General features: G+C 54.2%; 13 protein-coding genes and 1 tRNA gene. All 14 read left to right on the forward strand.

The features are described 5' to 3' along the window. Window positions 1-26: 26 nt before the first annotated feature. The 14 genes from AAGA79_RS04070 (at window position 27) to AAGA79_RS04135 (ending at window position 17,994) form a co-directional block, all read left to right on the forward strand. Window positions 27-1,406 carry a UTP--glucose-1-phosphate uridylyltransferase gene (locus AAGA79_RS04070; RefSeq protein ID WP_411827498.1) on the forward strand — a complete coding sequence of 460 codons (1,380 nt, stop codon included), beginning with the start codon at window positions 27-29 and terminating at the stop codon, window positions 1,404-1,406. A 1-nt stretch (window position 1,407) separates the two neighbouring features. Continuing rightward, window positions 1,408-2,760 carry an argininosuccinate lyase gene (gene argH, locus AAGA79_RS04075; RefSeq protein WP_411827499.1) on the forward strand — a complete coding sequence of 451 codons (1,353 nt, stop codon included), beginning with the start codon at window positions 1,408-1,410 and terminating at the stop codon, window positions 2,758-2,760. Next, on the forward strand, window positions 2,751-3,866 hold the full coding sequence (locus tag AAGA79_RS04080; protein WP_411827500.1) for a prepilin peptidase: 1,116 nt from the start codon (window positions 2,751-2,753) through the stop codon (window positions 3,864-3,866). Before argH ends, AAGA79_RS04080 begins: the two co-directional genes overlap by 10 nt. Before the next feature lie 101 nt (window positions 3,867-3,967). Next, window positions 3,968-4,042: transfer RNA gene (locus AAGA79_RS04085), tRNA-Val, on the forward strand. A 79-nt stretch (window positions 4,043-4,121) separates the two neighbouring features. Then, the gene (locus AAGA79_RS04090; RefSeq protein WP_411827501.1) at window positions 4,122-4,973 is read left to right on the forward strand and encodes a transglutaminase family protein; all 852 of its coding nucleotides are present in this window, start codon (window positions 4,122-4,124) and stop codon (window positions 4,971-4,973) included. Between the two features lie 42 nt (window positions 4,974-5,015). Continuing rightward, complete coding sequence (locus AAGA79_RS04095) at window positions 5,016-5,747, forward strand: peroxiredoxin-like family protein (protein ID WP_411827502.1); 732 nt, start codon at window positions 5,016-5,018, stop codon at window positions 5,745-5,747. A gap of 147 nt (window positions 5,748-5,894) precedes the next feature. Further along, window positions 5,895-6,656 carry a hypothetical protein gene (locus tag AAGA79_RS04100; protein WP_411827503.1) on the forward strand — a complete coding sequence of 254 codons (762 nt, stop codon included), beginning with the start codon at window positions 5,895-5,897 and terminating at the stop codon, window positions 6,654-6,656. A 420-nt stretch (window positions 6,657-7,076) separates the two neighbouring features. After that, the gene (locus AAGA79_RS04105) at window positions 7,077-8,561 is read left to right on the forward strand and encodes a sulfatase family protein (RefSeq protein ID WP_411827504.1); all 1,485 of its coding nucleotides are present in this window, start codon (window positions 7,077-7,079) and stop codon (window positions 8,559-8,561) included. A gap of 10 nt (window positions 8,562-8,571) precedes the next feature. Beyond that, complete coding sequence (locus AAGA79_RS04110; RefSeq protein WP_411827505.1) at window positions 8,572-9,972, forward strand: sulfatase; 1,401 nt, start codon at window positions 8,572-8,574, stop codon at window positions 9,970-9,972. 175 nt (window positions 9,973-10,147) lie between these two features. Further along, window positions 10,148-11,527 carry a sulfatase gene (locus tag AAGA79_RS04115; protein ID WP_411827506.1) on the forward strand — a complete coding sequence of 460 codons (1,380 nt, stop codon included), beginning with the start codon at window positions 10,148-10,150 and terminating at the stop codon, window positions 11,525-11,527. A gap of 56 nt (window positions 11,528-11,583) precedes the next feature. Continuing rightward, window positions 11,584-12,990, forward strand: a complete 1,407-nt coding sequence (locus AAGA79_RS04120) for a sulfatase (protein WP_411827507.1) — start codon at window positions 11,584-11,586, stop codon at window positions 12,988-12,990. Between the two features lie 98 nt (window positions 12,991-13,088). Further along, a complete protein-coding gene (locus tag AAGA79_RS04125) occupies window positions 13,089-14,648 on the forward strand; it encodes a sulfatase family protein (protein ID WP_411827508.1) in 1,560 nt (519 codons plus the stop codon). A gap of 126 nt (window positions 14,649-14,774) precedes the next feature. Further along, window positions 14,775-16,328: a sialate O-acetylesterase gene (locus tag AAGA79_RS04130; protein WP_411827509.1), complete on the forward strand. Its 1,554-nt coding sequence runs from the start codon at window positions 14,775-14,777 to the stop codon at window positions 16,326-16,328. An 82-nt stretch (window positions 16,329-16,410) separates the two neighbouring features. Then, the gene (locus tag AAGA79_RS04135; RefSeq protein ID WP_411827510.1) at window positions 16,411-17,994 is read left to right on the forward strand and encodes a GDSL-type esterase/lipase family protein; all 1,584 of its coding nucleotides are present in this window, start codon (window positions 16,411-16,413) and stop codon (window positions 17,992-17,994) included. The last annotated feature ends 5 nt before the right edge of the window (window positions 17,995-17,999 follow it).

Below are 17,999 nucleotides of genomic sequence, written 5' to 3' on the forward strand. Positions count from 1 at the left end.
CTGGGCGGGCTGTGGAGAATTTCCTCATGAGCGAATTTGATGCTTTTGAGATCAAGATGAGAGCGGCAGGCATGGGCGATGCCGCGGTGGCTGTTTTTAAGAGAAACTACGAGTCGCTCCTGCGGGATGAGACCGGAATGATCGCGGAAAATACGATCGAGCCCGCGGATGATTTGCCGAAGGCTGCGGAGCTGGAAAGCCGTGACGATGCGGAATTGCTGGCGCAGGTGGCGATCGTGAAACTCAATGGCGGCCTGGGAACAGGAATGGGCCTTCAGGGGCCGAAGAGCCTGCTCTCGGTGCGCGAGGGTGTGAATTTCCTCGATCTCATGGTGCGCCAGACGCTTTCCCTGCGCGAGCAGAGCGGAAAGAAGGTGAGGCTCCTGCTGATGGATAGCTTCAGCACAAGCGAGGATACCCTGAATCATCTTTCCCAATACGCGGAGCAGGGCCTGGGGTCCGCCGATGAGGTGGAAATGATGCAGAATATGGTGCCGAAGATCGATGCGGCAACGATGCAGCCGGTGGAGTGGCCGAAGGATCCCTCCCAGGAATGGTGCCCGCCGGGTCATGGAGATGTCTATCCTGCATTGGTCGGCAGTGGCTGGCTGGACAAGCTTCTGGCGGAGGGTGTCAAATATGCCTTCGTCTCGAATTCGGATAACCTCGGCGCGATCATGGATACGGCGCTCCTGAGCTTTTTCGCGGAATCGGACGCTCCATTCATGATGGAAGTCACCCGCCGGACCTCGGCCGACAAGAAGGGTGGCCATCTCGCGAAACGGATCAGCGATGGGCGCCTGCTCTTGCGTGAAGTAGCGCAGTGCGACGACGGGGAGCTGGACGAGTTCCAGAATATTTCCAAGCACAAGTATTTCAATACCAACAACCTCTGGCTGAATCTGGAGAAGCTGAAGGCGCAATTGGTCGCGGATTCCGGTGCTCTGCCACTGCCGATGATTAAGAACAAGAAGACGGTCGATCCACGGGATTCCGCGACGACTCCGGTCTTCCAGCTGGAGATCGCGATGGGCTCTGCGATCGAGTGCTTCGAGGGTGCGATGGCGGTGGATGTGCCGCGCAGCCGTTTCGCCCCGGTGAAAACCACGGCGGATCTGCTGGCCCTGCGCTCGGATGCCTACGAGGTGCTGGAGGACGGTCAGGTGCGTTTGCGTGCGGAGAGAAATGGCGTGCCGCCTGATGTTTCACTTTCCAAGGAATACAAGCTGGTGGATGCGCTGGATCCGCTGGGTGTGCCTAGCCTGATCAAGTGCAACTCCATGAAAGTGGAAGGTGCCATTACCTTTGCAGAAGGAGTCATCGTCGAGGGCGATGTGGTCTTCGCGAATACGAATGCCGAGAGGAAAGTAGTCCCGGCAGGATTCTATAAAGACGGAGAATTTTAATATGTGGAAAGGACGCTTTGCAAAAGATACATCAACGCTGGTCCAGGATTTCGGTGAATCGATTTCCTATGACTGGAGACTCTACCCGCACGATGTGGCGGGTTCCATCGCCCATGCCCGGGCGCAACTGAATGCCGGGCTGCTGAACGATGAGGAGTTCTCCCAAATCGAAAAAGGCCTGCGCGAGATCGAGGTGGATATCCGGGAAGGGCGGTTCGAGTTCCGGACCTCTCTGGAAGATATCCACATGAATATCGAGGCAGAGCTGACGAAGCGGATCGGTGCTGCTGGTGGAAAGCTCCACACTGCCCGCTCGCGGAATGATCAGGTGGCTACGGATACGCGTCTGTATTGCCGCACGCAGATCGATTCCATGCTGGAGGCGATCACTGCTCTGCAGAATGTGCTTCTGGATCAGTCCGATAAAAATGCCGCGGCTGTGATGCCGGGCTACACGCATCTTCAGCGCGGTCAGCCGGTGACGGTAGGCCACCATCTGCTCGCCTACGTGGAGATGCTGGAGCGTGATAAGGGCCGGATGGCGGATTGCCGGAAGCGGCTGAATGTTTCTCCGCTGGGCTCGGGTGCACTTGCTGGATCGACCATCAATCTGGACCGGGAAGCGATCGCCAAGGAGCTGGGCTTTGATGGTATCACGCATAACTCGATGGATGCGATTGCGGATCGTGATTACATCGCGGAGCTCCTGTTCGCCATTTCGATGATGGGCGTGCATCTTTCGCGCTTGAGCGAGGATCTGATTCTGTGGTGCAGCAGTGAGTTTGGCTTCGTGACACTCTCCGATGAGCACACCACCGGCTCCTCACTGATGCCGCAGAAGAAAAATCCGGATGTTTGTGAAATCACCCGTGGCAAAACCGGAAGACTCGTCGGGAATCTGATGAATCTGCTGGTGGCGATGAAAGGTCTGCCGATCACCTACAACCGTGACTTGCAGGAAGATAAGCCACCACTGTTCGATTCGGTGGATACGATACTTTTGGTTCTGGCCGTGAACACGGAAATGATCGGTGCGATGGAAATGCGTCAGGACAGGTGCCTGGCTGCTGCGAGCGATCCTATGCTTCTTGCCACTGATCTGGCGGATGCCTTGGTGAAAAGCGGCGTGCCTTTCCGCTCCGCCCACGAGCTGGTCGGCAAGGCGGTGGCTGAATCCGTGGAGAGCGGAGTTCCACTGGATGAGCTGGATCTGGAAAAAATCGATGAAGCCTACACTCCTGAGATGAAATCCGTATTTTCCCTGCAGACGGCTCTGGCCGCACGGACAAATACCGGAGCTCCATCGATTGAGAACGTAAAGCGTGAAGTCGAAAGGTGGCGGGCATGCCTGTGATCTATCCACCGCTGGACCATTGGATTTGGTTGATACCGGCGGTGATGATCGGGGCCTGTATTGGCTCGTTTCTAAATGTGGTAATTTATCGGCTGCCGCTTGGCATGTCGGTGAACAAGCCGAACCGCTCCTTCTGCCCGCTTTGCAAGAACAAGTTGACCGTGTGGCAGAATCTGCCGGTGGTGAGCTGGCTTTTGCTGCGGGGAAAATGCGGACACTGCAAGGCACCTATTCCCTTCCGCTACATTGCGGTAGAGATTTTGACAGCCATCCTTTTTGGGCTGGTGTGGTGGATGTTTCCGCCACAGGTGGCGCCGTTCCTATGGGCCTTGATGGCCATTCTGGTGGCCATCACCTATATTGATGCGGAGCACCTGATCATTCCCACGCATCTTACGTGGGGTGGTTCCGTTGTTGGCCTGATCGCCTGTGCTGTATGGCCGCAGCTTTCGGCGATGGGTGGCTTTAACCTCGGCTGGCTGGAAGGACTGATCGATGGGGCAGTGGGTTGGGTGGCCGGATTTTTCGGTCTATGGCTGGTTGTGGAGCTTGGGAAAAAGGCCTTCGGGCGCAAGGAGATGAAATACGAGGCGGAGGTGGAGTGGTTTCTGAAGGAGCCGGTGGGGGATGATGATCCCATGCTCTTCGTGATCGATAAGGAGCCTATAGCATGGTGGGATATTTTTTCCAGAAAGACGGATAAGCTCATTGTGGATGCCACGGAAGTAGTGGTGGACGGTGCGAAAACCGGCGCTGGAAAACTGGTAATCCACCAGACGGGGATCGAACTGGCAGATGGCCGGAAATTCGAGCTGGAGAAAATGGTCTCCCTAAGCGGCCGGGCGAATGGGGCGGTGATCCCGCGCGAGGCGATGGGAATGGGGGATGTGCATCTGCTGGGAATGATCGGAGCATTTTTCGGCTGGAGCGGGGTGTTTTTCTCCCTGTTCGGCGCATCATTGTTCGCTATTGTTGCTGCTCTTGTCGGGCGCATAGGTTTCGGAAAACAGCTGCCGTTCGGCCCGTTTCTGGCCATGGGCTGCGTGGCCTGGATGTTCGGCGGATGGAAGATCTGGCAGTGGTATATGGGTTTCGTGGGATTCTGAGTGGGGCACAGGTGGTAAAGCGTAATTAGTTCCAAAAAAGTGATTGCGTAATCTGTAAGTTTCACACTAGTTTCCCCGCCCACGGCAGTCCGAAAAGGAAAGCGCGGTTAGCTCAGTGGTAGAGCACCTCCCTGACACGGAGGGGGTCACTGGTTCGAACCCAGTATCGCGCACCATTTTCCTCCTTTTATTCGACTTCCGAAGCACGTTTTTACTGCTTGCGGGTGCCCCACAGCTGGGCTTGGCTTTCCCTTAGTGAACGCATCCCCACCAAATCCGAAGGAACTCTCCGCACTGCTCCGCTTACTGGACGACGACACCCCAGAGGTGCGCTCCGGGGTGACGCACAGGCTGGCGGAATTCGGTGGCGATCTCAGCGAATTCCTTCCCGAGGCAGCGCCCACTCTGGGCGATTCCGAGAAGACGATCCTCGCTGAAATCCTGAAGCCGGCACGCCGCAATACATTGCGCGATGAGTGGTTGACTCCGAGCTTCGGCCCCGCCGCTCTGGGAGGGGACTGGGATCTTTTTGAAAGCCATCTTCGCCTTCTTTCTGATTTCCTCCACGATGGTGTATCCATCCGTCAGCCGCTTTCCGATGCTCTTGATCTCCTCGCGGAGGAAGCCACCGAGGCAGGCTGCACCACCGGGGATAGTCTGCGCATCTGGCTGTTCGAAAGCGGTAGGTTGGGGCCGAATAAAAATCACTACTATGACCCGCGGAACTCGGATCTGGCCTGGTGCATCGCGGAGGGGCTTTCCAACCCCATCGGTCTTGGAATGATCTTCATGTTGCTGGGGCAGCGCCTCGAGCTGGAGGTTGAGGGGATCTCATTTCCCGGGCATTTCCTCTGCCGGATCTTCGAAGATGGAACTCCACTGATCGTGGATTGTTATGACAAGGGCAAGGTGCATTCGCAGGAGGTTCTCACTGAGCCTTCAAACGAGCTCAGCAGTGAGCAGGTCCTCGCGCTCGAAGGCACCGTCGATCTTGGAACGGTGCTTGTGCGGGTGCTGAACAACCTCATCGATGCATTCCAGCGTGGAGGACAGACTTCCGATGCGGAGTTGATCACCGAGATGCGGAACTCGATGACAAAAAAGTAGATTCTTTTGAAATATATTATCCCGCTGCCCCTCCACTATATCATGAAAGCAAGTCTCCAACCGCTGGCCATCTCCGCTCTTCTCTTTACCTCCATCACGGGAGGACTATGGGCCGAAGAGGAAATAAGCCTGGCAGAGCAGTTGAGCACGCGTGCTGCGGCTGCTGGAAAGAAAAGCGACCCTGCCAGAAGTGCGGAATACGCGCGCGGCATCCAGGTGGTGGCGAATTCCGGGATCGTGGAGGCCGCCAAGCAAGTGGGAGACAAAGCGCCGGATTTTACCCTGAAGAATGCTAGCGGAAAGGAAGTGAAGCTTTCCGAAATGCTGAAGGACGGCCCAGTGGTCCTCACCTGGTATCGCGGTGGTTGGTGCCCGTATTGCAATATCGCCATGGCTGCGTTTCAGCAAAAGCTGCCCGAAATCGAGGCGACCGGCGCACAACTGGTGGCTCTCACTCCGGAGTTGCCCGATCATAGCAAGGATACCAAGAAGGAGAATAACTTGGAATTCGAGGTTCTGACGGATCTGAACCATCAGGTGGCGGATCAGTATGGACTGGTCTTCGAGCTGACGCCCGAGGTGGCGGAACTCTATAAACCGAAGAACGATCTTATCAAATTCAATGGCGAGGATGCCGGCGCCCGGAAACTTCCGCTGGCAGCCACTTACGTGATTGATCAGGAGGGAATTATCCGCTGGGCATTTCTCAACGCGAACTATCGTGAACGGGCAGAGCCTTCCGAAGTGGTTGAGTTCCTGAAAGAAATGAAGTGAGCGGGTCCAACGGGATAGCTTCTTTATTGTTAAACTTTCCTCGTGCTTTAGAGCGGATTTCGGGATGAGTTTGTATTGATCTTCATTGAACGCATGCCTCCACGAGGGGAATTGCGAAAATGGGATCTTTATGTGAGATAAGAAGCCATGCCCGATAAACCGATAATCGATATCCGCCTTTTCGGTGCCGAGAAAACATGGCAACCCGGGCGCGCTCAACCTGCGGACCTTGAGGCTAGTTATGGGATTTCCCGCGATCAGAAACGGAGGTTGAACCACGTAGCAACCCGGATCTGTAGAAAGCTCAGGGAGAAAGAGTTCAGCATAGGAGGGTGTGATCACCTTTATATCTCATTTATCAAGGAATCCGATCAAGCGGGCGGAAATACGCAGGATTCACAATGGGGGGGAGCTCGTGTGGTTTACTCATATTTACCACTTCCCCCAACAAGGCTGAGCGGTAAGGAAAAGGAGGATGAGGAAATCTTCCTGGAACTGATCAAAGTCGCCCTGACGTCCGCAAATCAGCAGGGCAAGGAAGGTTTGATAAAGATTTCCGATACCTTCGACGAATATGGAAGTCTGGGGTCCGAGATTGAAATTACCTTGAAGCAAAAGGAAACGAAGAACTATTCGATCACAGTCTCATACCGGATCTGTCCCAACGAGGCGGTTTCCGTGGCCTATCTTTCGGTTTACGACAAAGAAAGTAAGATCGCAAGGAGAGGGAAAATCACGTCCCTACTATTGTGGAGCGATATCATGCCTCTATGCGGGACGATAATAGCGAACAAAGAAGAAGTGACGATCAAGCCGATGAAGTCATTTTCCGCCGAAATTGTTACTAAAAAATATCCGACGCCGTTTACGTTGAAAATATCCGAACTGGAGCAGTTGCAATCGGGTTGAGGCGGACAATCCCGATGAGGGCCTAGCGTGATTTTTCGGGTGGAATGTTCTGAGTGTAATCACATTAGCAGGCGCTGACGGAATTCTCTTTACGGATCACTAAGCCCAGACGGTATGTGGTCCATCCCGCGCCGCGTTGTCGAAGGGTTGCTATCCGTTTCACTTGGCAAGACAGGCGGATCCGGGCTCCATTCATCCGGAGTTTCACCTGATGAAACAACGATCGCGGAGGTGCTCACGTCTGACCATTGGCTGGTCGATACCAGAATTTTAGGAAATTATTTGCAAGATAGGCGTGGTCCGTCACGAATAGTAAGCAAACTGATTCGCCAAAAAAAACGGAAGATGTGTGGATAGGTGGCGGAAATCCGCCGCCGTCCTGCAGATCCGCTGAAGTTATTGGCGTAATCGATAAGAATTATGAACCGCCAAATATCCGCATCAACCAGCGCTGTCCTCCTGCTATTTTCCGGAATTTGTAATGCCGTGGGCGGGGAGAAATTGCCAAACGTGGTGTTCATCCTCATGGACGATATGGGCTACGGCGATGTTCACTCCCTGAATCCGGAGCGCTGTAAGATTCCGACACCGCATATGGACAAAGTGGCGGCAGAGGGAATGGTCTTCACGGATGCGCACACCAGCTCCTCCGTCTGCACCCCGAGCAGGTATAGTCTGATGACGGGGCGCTACAACTGGCGCACGACCAAGCAGTCCGGTGTTCTCAATGGCTTTGGTAAACCGCTGATTCCCACCAGCCGTATGACGGTCGCCAGCTTGCTGAAACAGCAGGGATATGAGACTGCGATGATCGGGAAATGGCACATCGGAATGAATTTCCCGAAGGGTGGCGGAATGGATAAGATCGATTGGAAGGGAAAGATACCGGATGGTCCACATGCGCTCGGTTTCGATTACTTTTTCGGGATCTCCGGCTCACTGGATATGCCACCGTATATTTATATTGAGAACGATAGGTTCGTCGGTGAGGCCACTGTCTTGAAAGAACCTCACCCGAAGCGTAAAGGGCCGGCGGAACCGGATTTCGAAGTGGTTGATGTGCTGGATGAGCTGGCGGAGAAATCAGTGGAGTTTATAGCTGAGCAGAGTGCGGAGAAACCGTTTTTCGCTTACCTATCGCTGCCATCCCCCCACACGCCAATCGTGCCGACTCCGAAGTGGCAGGGGAAAAGCGGCCTGAGCGCATACGGTGATTTCATGATGCAGACGGATGACTTTGTGGGGACAATTGTGAAGGCTCTGGATGAAAATGGCTTCGATGAAAATACGCTGCTGATTATTTCCAGTGACAACGGATGTTCCTACGCGCAGGCCGATGTGGCCGGAATGGAGGAGAACGGACATTTCCCCAGCGCCCAGTTCCGCGGGTATAAATCAGATATCTGGGAGGGAGGGCACCGAGTTCCGTTTCTAGTGAAATGGCCTGCGAAAGTGAAAGCCGGATCAAGCTCTGACGCGACGATTTGTCTTACGGATTTCATGGCGACCTGCGCGGATCTGAGCGGTGTGGAATTACCCGCCGATGCCGGTGAGGATAGTGTCAGTTTCATGCCTGCATTAAATGGGGGAGAAATCGAAACCAGCCGAAAGGGGATCATTCATCATTCAATCAAAGGAAACTTCGCCTACCGGGAGGGAGAATGGAAGCTGGTGCTTTCCCGCACTTCCGGAGGCTTCAAAACAGAGAAGCCGGCCAAGGATGCTCCGAAAGGGCAGCTTTATGATTTGGAAGCTGATCCGGGTGAGACGAATAATCTTTATAATTCCCGTCCGGAAGTGGTGGAGCGCTTGCTGGGTCAGCTGGAAACCTATGTTGAGAATGGGCGTAGCACTGAAGGTGGCGCTTCTGCCAACGACGTAAAGTCGGTGAAAATTTGGAGATAGAATGACCTGTATGAAAAATAAACGGAGACTCGGAACACTTCTGGCATTGGCATTCACTGCTCTAATGCAGCCCGGAAATGCGGCGACTGCGGAGAAGCCGAATATCATTCTGATTTTCGCCGACGATCTGGGTTACGGTGATCTGGGTTGCTATGGATCGCCGCTGAAGACACCGGAAATCGATAAGCTGGCGGCAGACGGGCTGCGCGCCACCGATTGCCTGGTAGGGGCAAATGTCTGCGGTCCATCGCGGGCAGCTCTAATGACCGGGCGTTATCCGTTGCGCGCGGGACATCCGATTTCCCGACACGATACCGGGAAATACGAGAAATACGGAATCGCTCCGGAGGAAATCACGATCGCGGAGCACCTGAAGTCCGCCGGGTATTACACGAAGATGGTTGGAAAATGGCACCTTGGATTTCACGTTGAGGGCTCTCATCCACTGGATGCCGGATTTGATGATTACCTCGGGCTGCACAGCAATTATTCCAAGAAGCTGGGCGATGCCGATACGATCTACCACAACCGCGAGGTGCAGGAGGAGAAGGTGCCTTTCGAGAAAGTGACGAACCTGTATACCGAGGAGGTCGTGAATTTCATCAAAGGTGAGCACGATAAGCCATTTTTTGTCTATTTTGCCCACCACATCGCCCATGACCCCATCCTTCCGAGCAAGCAGTTCAAAGGTTCTGCCGGGAAAAAGGCCGGGAAATTCGGGGATTTTCTCCTGGAGTTGGATCACAGCGTGGGTCAGGTGCGTGAGGCGGTCGAAATGGCCGGGATCGCGGACAATACACTGATCGTTTTCATGTCGGATAACGGACCGGCCAGGTTTGGATCGGCAGGGCCATTGCTTGGTGGAAAGTATGTGACGATGGAGGGCGGGCATCGTGTGCCCGGGATTTTCAACTGGCCGGGTCAAATTCCCGCCGGTCAAGTTTCCGATGCAATGATCACCAGCATGGACCTGATGCCGCTTTTCAGTGATCTGGCGGGCGTAGAGGTGCCCTCCGATCGAACGATCGACGGGAAAAACATCATCGATTTGCTGACAGGGAAGACCGAGGAAAGCCCGCACGACTATTATTACTATTACAATGGAGTGAACCTGCAGGGAGTCCGCACCGAAAACTGGAAGCTGCAGCTACCACGGACGATCGAAGATCAACCATACTGGGCAAGAAAAGGCACAGGGCCGCGGAAGCCGTATCTTTCCCTGAAAGATCCATTGTTATTCGATATGAAGAATGACACGGGGGAGAAGAAGAATGTCATTTCGAAACACCCCGAGGTGGCCGCCGAGTTGGAGAAAGAGGCGGAGCGCATCCGTAGGGAAATCGGCGATATCGATGTTATCGGCACGGACCAGCGGCCCCATGGTTTGATAAATCCGCAGGACAAGGAATGAGCAATTTCAAAGCCGGAGCGGGTGACTTCAGTCTGACTGATTTTGCTAAGACGCAATTCACTGTCCCAAAACGACTAACCACCGCGAATACAATAGAGGGCGGTCCGCTTTTCCAACTGCCTGTTTACTCCATAATCTGAAAGCAAATCACTCCTTGAAACCCCAAAAAAACCTAATGCGCAAAATTACTTCCCTCATCGGCACTCTCGTATTCGGTGCTGTCTCCACAGCTTTTGCTGCCACAGCCTCGAAACCCAATATCATCGTCATTCTTGCTGATGATCTGGGATACGGAGATCTCGGATGTTATGGGGCGAAATATTCCACTCCCGCACTCGACCAGATGGCGGCGGATGGATTCCGTTCCACAGATATGATTGTCGCTGCCAATGTGTGCAGCCCTTCACGTTCGGCGATTCTCACGGGGCGCTACCCGATGCGCAATGGCCACCCTTTCTATCGCTCGGACTACACCACGAAGAGTGGTGGATACTACGGTTTGAGTCCCGATGAGATCACGCTGGCTGAGCTGCTCAAGCCAGCTGGCTATCGCTCTTTTGCGGTGGGTAAGTGGCATCTGGGTTTTGATACCGAGGGTGCTCATCCGATGGATGCGGGATTCGATACTTACTATGGATTGCCCCATAATTATAGCGGAGATGAACTGCCCACGAGCAAAGCAATCGTTCGCGATCGGGAAATTCTGCAGAAGAACGTGAAGTTTCAGAAGCTGACCCCGAGCTACAACAAGGAGGTCGTGAAATTCATCGAGGAACAGCCTAAGGATCAGCCGTTTTTCATTTATATGGCGCATCAGATCGCTCATTCACCGATTCTACCGGGGAAGTCCTTTTTGAAGAAAACGAGGAAGGGCAAGTATGCTGATTTCGTTGCCGAACTTGATGATAGCGTTGGGCAAGTGCTGCAGGCGCTGCGCGAGAATGAGCTGGATGAAAATACTTTGGTCGTCTTTCTCGCTGACAACGGCCAGACAGGAGTTGGGAGTGCCGGACCATTGGCGGGTAGTAAATACACGACCATGGAAGGCGGGCACCGCGTTGCTGGTATCTTCCGGTGGACGGGGACAATCCCGGCCGGTCAGGTCTCTGATGTGACTCTCAGCAGCATGGATATTTTCCCGCTGCTGGCCGATCTTGCAGGGGTCGATTTGCCCGCGGATCGTAAAATCGATGGCAGGAATATCCGCGATATCCTGACGGGAGATTCACAGGAATCACCGCACGATTATCTCTACTACTACAATGGCCTCAACCTTCAGGCAGTCCGCAAAGGTAAGTGGAAATTGCATTTACCACGCTCGGAAAAAGATCTGCCTTACTGGGCGGAAGCCGGGCGAGGCCGCTATTTCAAAACGCTGGATAAGCCGTTCCTTGTCGATCTGGAAAATGACATCGGAGAGGAAAAAAACGAGGCAGGAAACAATCCTGAACTGGTGGATACGCTGCTGAAAGAGGCTGACAAGATCCGCGTGGAGCTGGGCGAAGTGGGGCAAAAAGGCACCGATCAACGCCCCGGTTGGCCCTCTGTCGATTAGTCTTAGGTGCTACGGAATTTTATAAGTAAATCGTTCAAATCGGAGCCCCATCACCAATGACAAGGAAATCAAAATACCTACTCAGCATTATCCTGGTAGCATTATGCGGCACCGCATATTCCGCGGAGAAACCCAATCTTATCGTCATTTTTACCGATGATCAGGGCTATGCCGATCTGAGCTGCTTCGGTAGCAAGAGTGTCTATACGCCCAACATTGATCAGATGGCCCGCGAGGGTGCGCGGCTTACGAGCTTTTATGTGGCGGCACCACTATGCACTCCTTCACGGGCTGCTCTGATGACAGGTTGCTACCCGGCCCGGATCGATATGGATGTGCCTTCTTCCCTTCAGATTCAGAAGAAGAATATTCCGGAAGGCAGAAGGTTTGCCGTATGTCTGGCAGCGGACGGACGAGGACTGAACCCAAAGGAACTGACCATTGCTGAAGTGGCCCAATCGGCTGGATACAAAACAGGCATGTTCGGGAAATGGCATTTGGGGGATCAACCTGAATTCCTGCCCACGCGTCAGGGTTTCGAGGAATATTTCGGCATTCCATACAGTCACGATATTGCGCCTTCGCACCCGAGTCAGAAAATATTCAACTTCCCGCCACTGCCCGTGCTGGAGGGGGAAAAGGTCATCGAGATGGCCCCGGACGATGAATATCTGACTCGTCGCATCACCGGGCGGGCGGTCGATTTCATCGAGCGGAACAAGGATGAAAACTTCTTTCTCTACGTGGCGCATCCGCTACCGCACGCGCCCTTAGCCGCTTCCCCCGAGGCTAGAAAGGCATATGCGGAGGAGCTCAAAACAAAGGGCAAGGGAAAGCCCGGTCTCTTCCCTACCACAATTTATGAAATCGATTGGTCCGTGGGTGAGATTCTGAAATCTCTTAAAGAGCAGGGCATCGATGACAATACGATCGTGATATTCTCCAGCGACAACGGGCCTGCCAGGGGTTCCGCCAAGCCTCTGAGCGGCAGGAAGGGGAGCACGCTGGAGGGCGGTCAGCGGGTGCCAACCGTGATCCGCTGGCCGAAGGGGATTCCGGCAGGACTGGTGAATGACAAGGTGCTCTCAACAATCGATGTGCTGCCAACCTTCGCGAAGCTGAGTGGCGCAATATTGCCGGATGATCTGGTCATCGACGGGAAAGACATGATGCCGGCCCTGGTTACGGACGCGGCCAGCCCCCACGAATATTTTTTCTACGCCCACTGGGGTGTGCTGGAGGGGGTGCGTTGGAATTCATGGAAACTCCGTATTACCGATGGCAAGGAAGCGCTCTATGACCTCAGCGAGGACATCGGAGAGAAGAAGAATGTAGCAGCCAGCCATCCGGAGATCGTTCAGCGGCTCAAGGAAGCGATGCAGGGCTTTGAAAAGGATATGAAGGGAGGCGTCCGGCCCGCGGGAACGGTTGAAAATCCTGTCCCCCTGAGCATGGCAAAATAGCGACGTATAAGAAGCCACCATCAACGCTCCCGATCTCCTTGGTGGGAAGTTGTGAACTTTCGAATAAGAGAAAATTTAATTAAAAGAAGAAACAAGTAATGAAAAAACGAGAACTGATACTCTCCACAATCGCAGTGTCGCTCACTTCCCTGAGCGCTTTCGCAGAAAAACCTCCCAATGTGGTTCTTATCTTCGCCGATGACCTCGGCTATGGCGACCTGGGCTGTTACGGGGCGACAAAACTAAAAACTCCCAATATCGATCAGCTTGCCTCCGAGGGGAAAAAATTCACCGACGCCCACTCGTCTTCGGCGGTCTGCACGCCCTCACGCTACGGCTTGATGACAGGACAATACCCGTTCCGTGGAAACGGCGGTAAGGGTATTTGGGGACCGGCACCCATAAGCGAGCCACTTCTGATTGATACCGGGATGCTCACCATCGCCGATGTATTCAAAAACAGTGGTTACGATACGGCTGCCTTCGGCAAATGGCACCTCGGTTTCAAGGAAGGGAAAAACGATTGGCAGGAGCCATTGAGCCCCGGACCGCAGGATCTGGGTTTCGATTATTACTTCGGTATGCCTGTGGTGAACAGTGCGCCACCTTACGTCTATGTGGAGAATGACCATATCGTCGGCGGTGATCCGGAGGATCCGCTGGTGTTTATCGGTAAGGGTGGAAAAGGCACGCCTACTCCTCTTACTCCGATCCCGAAGGAGGCCGCACAACGCTCGGACAATCAGTTTGGTGGTGCTGTCGAGGCACACAAGCAATTCAATGATTTCGAGGTCGGCACCAAGTTGACGGAAAAGGCCACCAACTGGATCGAGAGCCGTGAGGGGAAACCGTTTTTCCTATATTTCGCGACGACGAATGTTCATCACCCGTTCACCCCGGCCAAGCGATTCCAGGGAAGTAGCGAGGCAGGTCCGTATGGGGATTTCACCCAGGAGCTGGACTGGATCGTAGGTGAAGTGAGGAAAAGCCTCGAGGCTGCGGGAGTTGCCGATAACACACTCATCATTTTCACGAGCGATAACGGTGGAATGTTCAACCACGGTGGCCGGCAGGCCGCCGAGCTGGGGCACAAGATCAATGGCGATCTACTGGGCTCGAAATTCGGTATCTGGGAGGGTGGACACCGCGTGCCATTCATCGCCTGGTGGCCGGGGAAAATCGAGGCCGGGACTGTTTCCGGTCAACTTCTGAACAACGTAGATATGCTGGCGACATTCGCCGCGGTGACCGGGCAGGAGCTGAGCGCACCTGATCAAAAGGATAGTATCGATATGCTTCCCGCTCTTGTTGGAGATCCCGCGGAGCCACTGCGCACCGAAATGGTGGTCACACCTCACAAGAAGAGCCATATGTCGGTAAGAAACGGGAAATGGATGTTCATTCCTTCAAGAAGCGACGGCGGCTTTAACGGCTCCAAACCCAACCAGCATGCGTGGGGTGGCCCGGCAGTTGCGAAACTGGTTGGAACGCCGAACAGCGATATCGAAAACGGCAGATTGAAGAAAAGCTCACAGGTAGCGCAACTGTATGATCTCGAGGCTGATATGAATCAGACGGAAAATCTGTTCAGCGAGTATCCCGAGGTTGTCCAGCAGATGAAGGAGCTACTGAACGAATACAAATCCGGCAAAAAATAACTGTCGGGCCTGAGCAGTGGTAGGATCAATCACCTCGTTCTCCTCGCGGAGGTATCCGGATTGGAACGGGGAATGATTGATTTTAATTTTGCTGCAATTTCCGGTGATCCGTAACGTAGGAGAATTATGTTACGGAAATTCGTGAGGAACAGGATTTGGACAGGCCGCGCGGCGGCTTCGGTTTGTTTGCTTCAGGCTATATTTGTTCTGCCTGTTTCAGCGGGGCTGAAATTAGGCTCCCCGTTTACGGATCACATGGTTCTCCAGCGCGGGCAAACTGTGCCTGTGTGGGGTGAGAGTGAGCCCGGCAGTGAGGTGGTGGTGACCTTTCTTGATCAGAAAATTAAGGCCAAGGCGGATGCCGATGGAAAGTGGAGGGCTGATCTGGAGCCGCTCGAAGCTTCATTCGAGCCAGCGGTCCTGGGCGTGGAGGGCGCCGGGGAAGAGGCGATTGTTCTCAACGATGTCTTGGTTGGGGAGGTCTGGATCTGCTCCGGGCAGTCGAACATGCAAATGAGGGTGGCTGTGGTCCCCGAGGTCGCAGATCTGATACCTCAGGCGAAGAACATCCGCAGCTTCCAGGTGGAGAATACGGTGGCTTTCACTGAGCAGGAATACTGCGGTGGGGAGTGGGCTGTCACTCAGCCGGACAGTGCCGTTGCCTTTGCTTTCTCGTATTTTCTGGAGCAGGCGGCGGATGTCCCTGTCGGGATTATACTGACCTCATGGGGTAGCTCATCGCTCGAGGCATGGATGCCGCGTGATATGGTGGAGACCGTGCCTCATTTCAAAACAATGATGGAGGAGTTCGATGCCGATGCGGAGACCCGGGAGAAGATACAGGGCATCCTGGATGGTCCACGCCCGTGGGGAAAAGCGGATGATGTTTTCCTGCGTCGCCAGACGAACGTTCTTTTCAATGCGATGATGGCTCCGCTGGCTCCATACGCGTGCCGGGGCCTGGTCTGGTATCAGGGAGAGCGCAATACGCAGTCGATGAGTGGTATGATCGAGGAGCCATGGTATTCGCGGAATTCCGGGATGCTGATCTACGGCGAGGTTCTGACTCAGTGGGTGAAGCGCCTGCGGAGTGAATGGGAAAATGATGGAATGCATTTCCTGGCGGTGATGTTGCCCGGTTACGGCGATATTCTGCCGGGAAGCCCGGATCAGTCTCCGGAAAGTCCGATTGCGCATTCCTGGGCGTGGATGCGGGAGGCGCAGCTACAGGTTTTGGCGCTGCCACATTCGGGCGTGGTGAATACCGTGGATCTGGGAGATCTGAAAAATGTCCACCCCAAGGATAAACTTCCGGTGGGTCAGCGATTGGCGCTGCTAGCTGCGCGCGATACACTCGGGCATGAGGAAGTGGTGGCGGAAGGTCCGGTGAGATCGGAAGTTGAGCAGAACGGCGAATCAATCACGGTCCATTTCGAACATGCCGAAGGCTTGAAAACATCTGACGGCAATACTCCTGCCGGTTTTTGGCTGGCTGACGATTCAGGGGACTGGGTGGTAGCGGATGCCAGGATCGAAGGGGAAACCGTGGAATTGAAAGCAACCGGATTGGCCGGGCCGAAGTTTGTGCGTTATGCGTTTGCGGGAAAACCGGAGGTCAATCTGGTCAATGGTGAAGGGCTGCCCGCCTATCCGTTCCGCACGGATTTCTTCCAGCCGTAGGTAAGGGCGGGATTTTCAAGGGATAGCTGTCACACATTTGCTGAATCATAGCGGTATCGGTTTTTTAAGGGTTATAAAAATTATGAGACTCCATATGATCGGCAGGTTTCTGGCCTTCACCATGTCATCTATTTCGATATCAATTGTTCCCGCCTCTTCGGAAGTGGATCAGAAAGAACTCGGGGCGATTTGGTTTGTCGGTGATTCCATTACCCAGGGAAATGCGGATCGGGATCCGGAGGGTTCGCCCAGGAAAGCGCTTTACGATTTACTGGACGGGAAGGGTTATAAATTCAGCTTCACAGGGCATTATGCGAAGAACGTGGACGGCCTGCCTGAGACCGGGGCTACCGTCGGCGAAAATTTGTTTCACTATCACTCGGGTGTGTCGGGGATTCTGATTGGTGATGAGAACCGGGAGGGGATGAGTTCCATTCTTGAGAAGAGTTGGACAAGCGGGCGTCTGGCGGAGGTGAAGCCGAATATTATCCTGATCATGCTTGGGACAAATGATGTGGGGCGCGGCTATGAGTTGGATAAGGCCCCTGATCGCCTTCGTGCATTGCTTGAGCAGATCTATTCGTTCCCGGCGATAGCGCAGCCGAAGGTATTTCTAGCCAGTATTCCGCCGAACCGTCGGATAGAAGTGGAACGGACAAACGTGATGGTTTTCAATGAGTCTGTGCCGGAGATCGTGGATGAATTCCGGGCAAAGGGTCGGGATATCTATTTCGTGGATCAGTTCACCCCGATCGAAAATGCCTACGAAGCAAACATGTGCCCTGACAATCTCCACCCGAACGGGACGGGCAATGAAACGATGGCTCGCCAGTGGTTCGAGGCGATAGAGGAATCACTGGAAACGGCGGAGGGTGGCGGGTCTGTCGATTCCCGATCGGGAGGTGCTTTGCCAGGGGAAATGAGTGATTTCCAGGGGTTTGATAGCTACCGGTTTCTGACGGAATCCGGAGTCCCGGTGAAGGTGATCGCCCCGAAGGAGGCTGCCGCCGGAAAGCCATGGCTGTGGCGCAGTTTGTTTTGGGAAGCAGTCCCGAAGTTCCGCGATGCTGATTTGAAGTTGGTGGAGCAGGGGTATCACGTGGTGCTGGTTCACGGTGATGTTTCCGGACATCCGAGCGGTAACGCAAATATCGATGCCGCCTACGAGCTACTAACGGAAGAGTATGGGTTTTCGAAGAAGTGCTCAATGGCCTCGATGAGCCGGGGGACCTTGTCGCTGTTTCGCTGGGGAACGGAGAATCCGGAAAAGGTCAGCAGCATCTATGTGGACAACGGGGTGTGCAATCTCATGAGCTGGCCGGCTGGAAAGCTTGTCCCTGGCAATGATTCAGTGGGCAGCGGTGATCATGCGGCATGGGAGTATTTCAAGGAAAAGTTCGGCTTCGCTACCGACCAGGAGGCGCTTGCCAGCAAGGAAAGTCCGATCGATTTGCTGAGGCCTCTGGCGGAGGCCAATGTGCCGATCCTATTGGTCTGCGGCAGCAAGGATCAGGCGGTTCCCTATGAAGAGAACGACGCGATCATGGAAGAACGCTACAAGGCTCTCGGTGGCTCGATTGAAGTCATTATCGAAGAGAAAGGGCACTCGCACGGCATGGATGATCCCACACCGGTGATTGATTTCATAAAAGAACACACGCATTGAAGGAA

This window comes from Luteolibacter sp. AS25, from assembly GCF_046736275.1.
Lineage (GTDB): Bacteria > Verrucomicrobiota > Verrucomicrobiia > Verrucomicrobiales > Akkermansiaceae > Luteolibacter.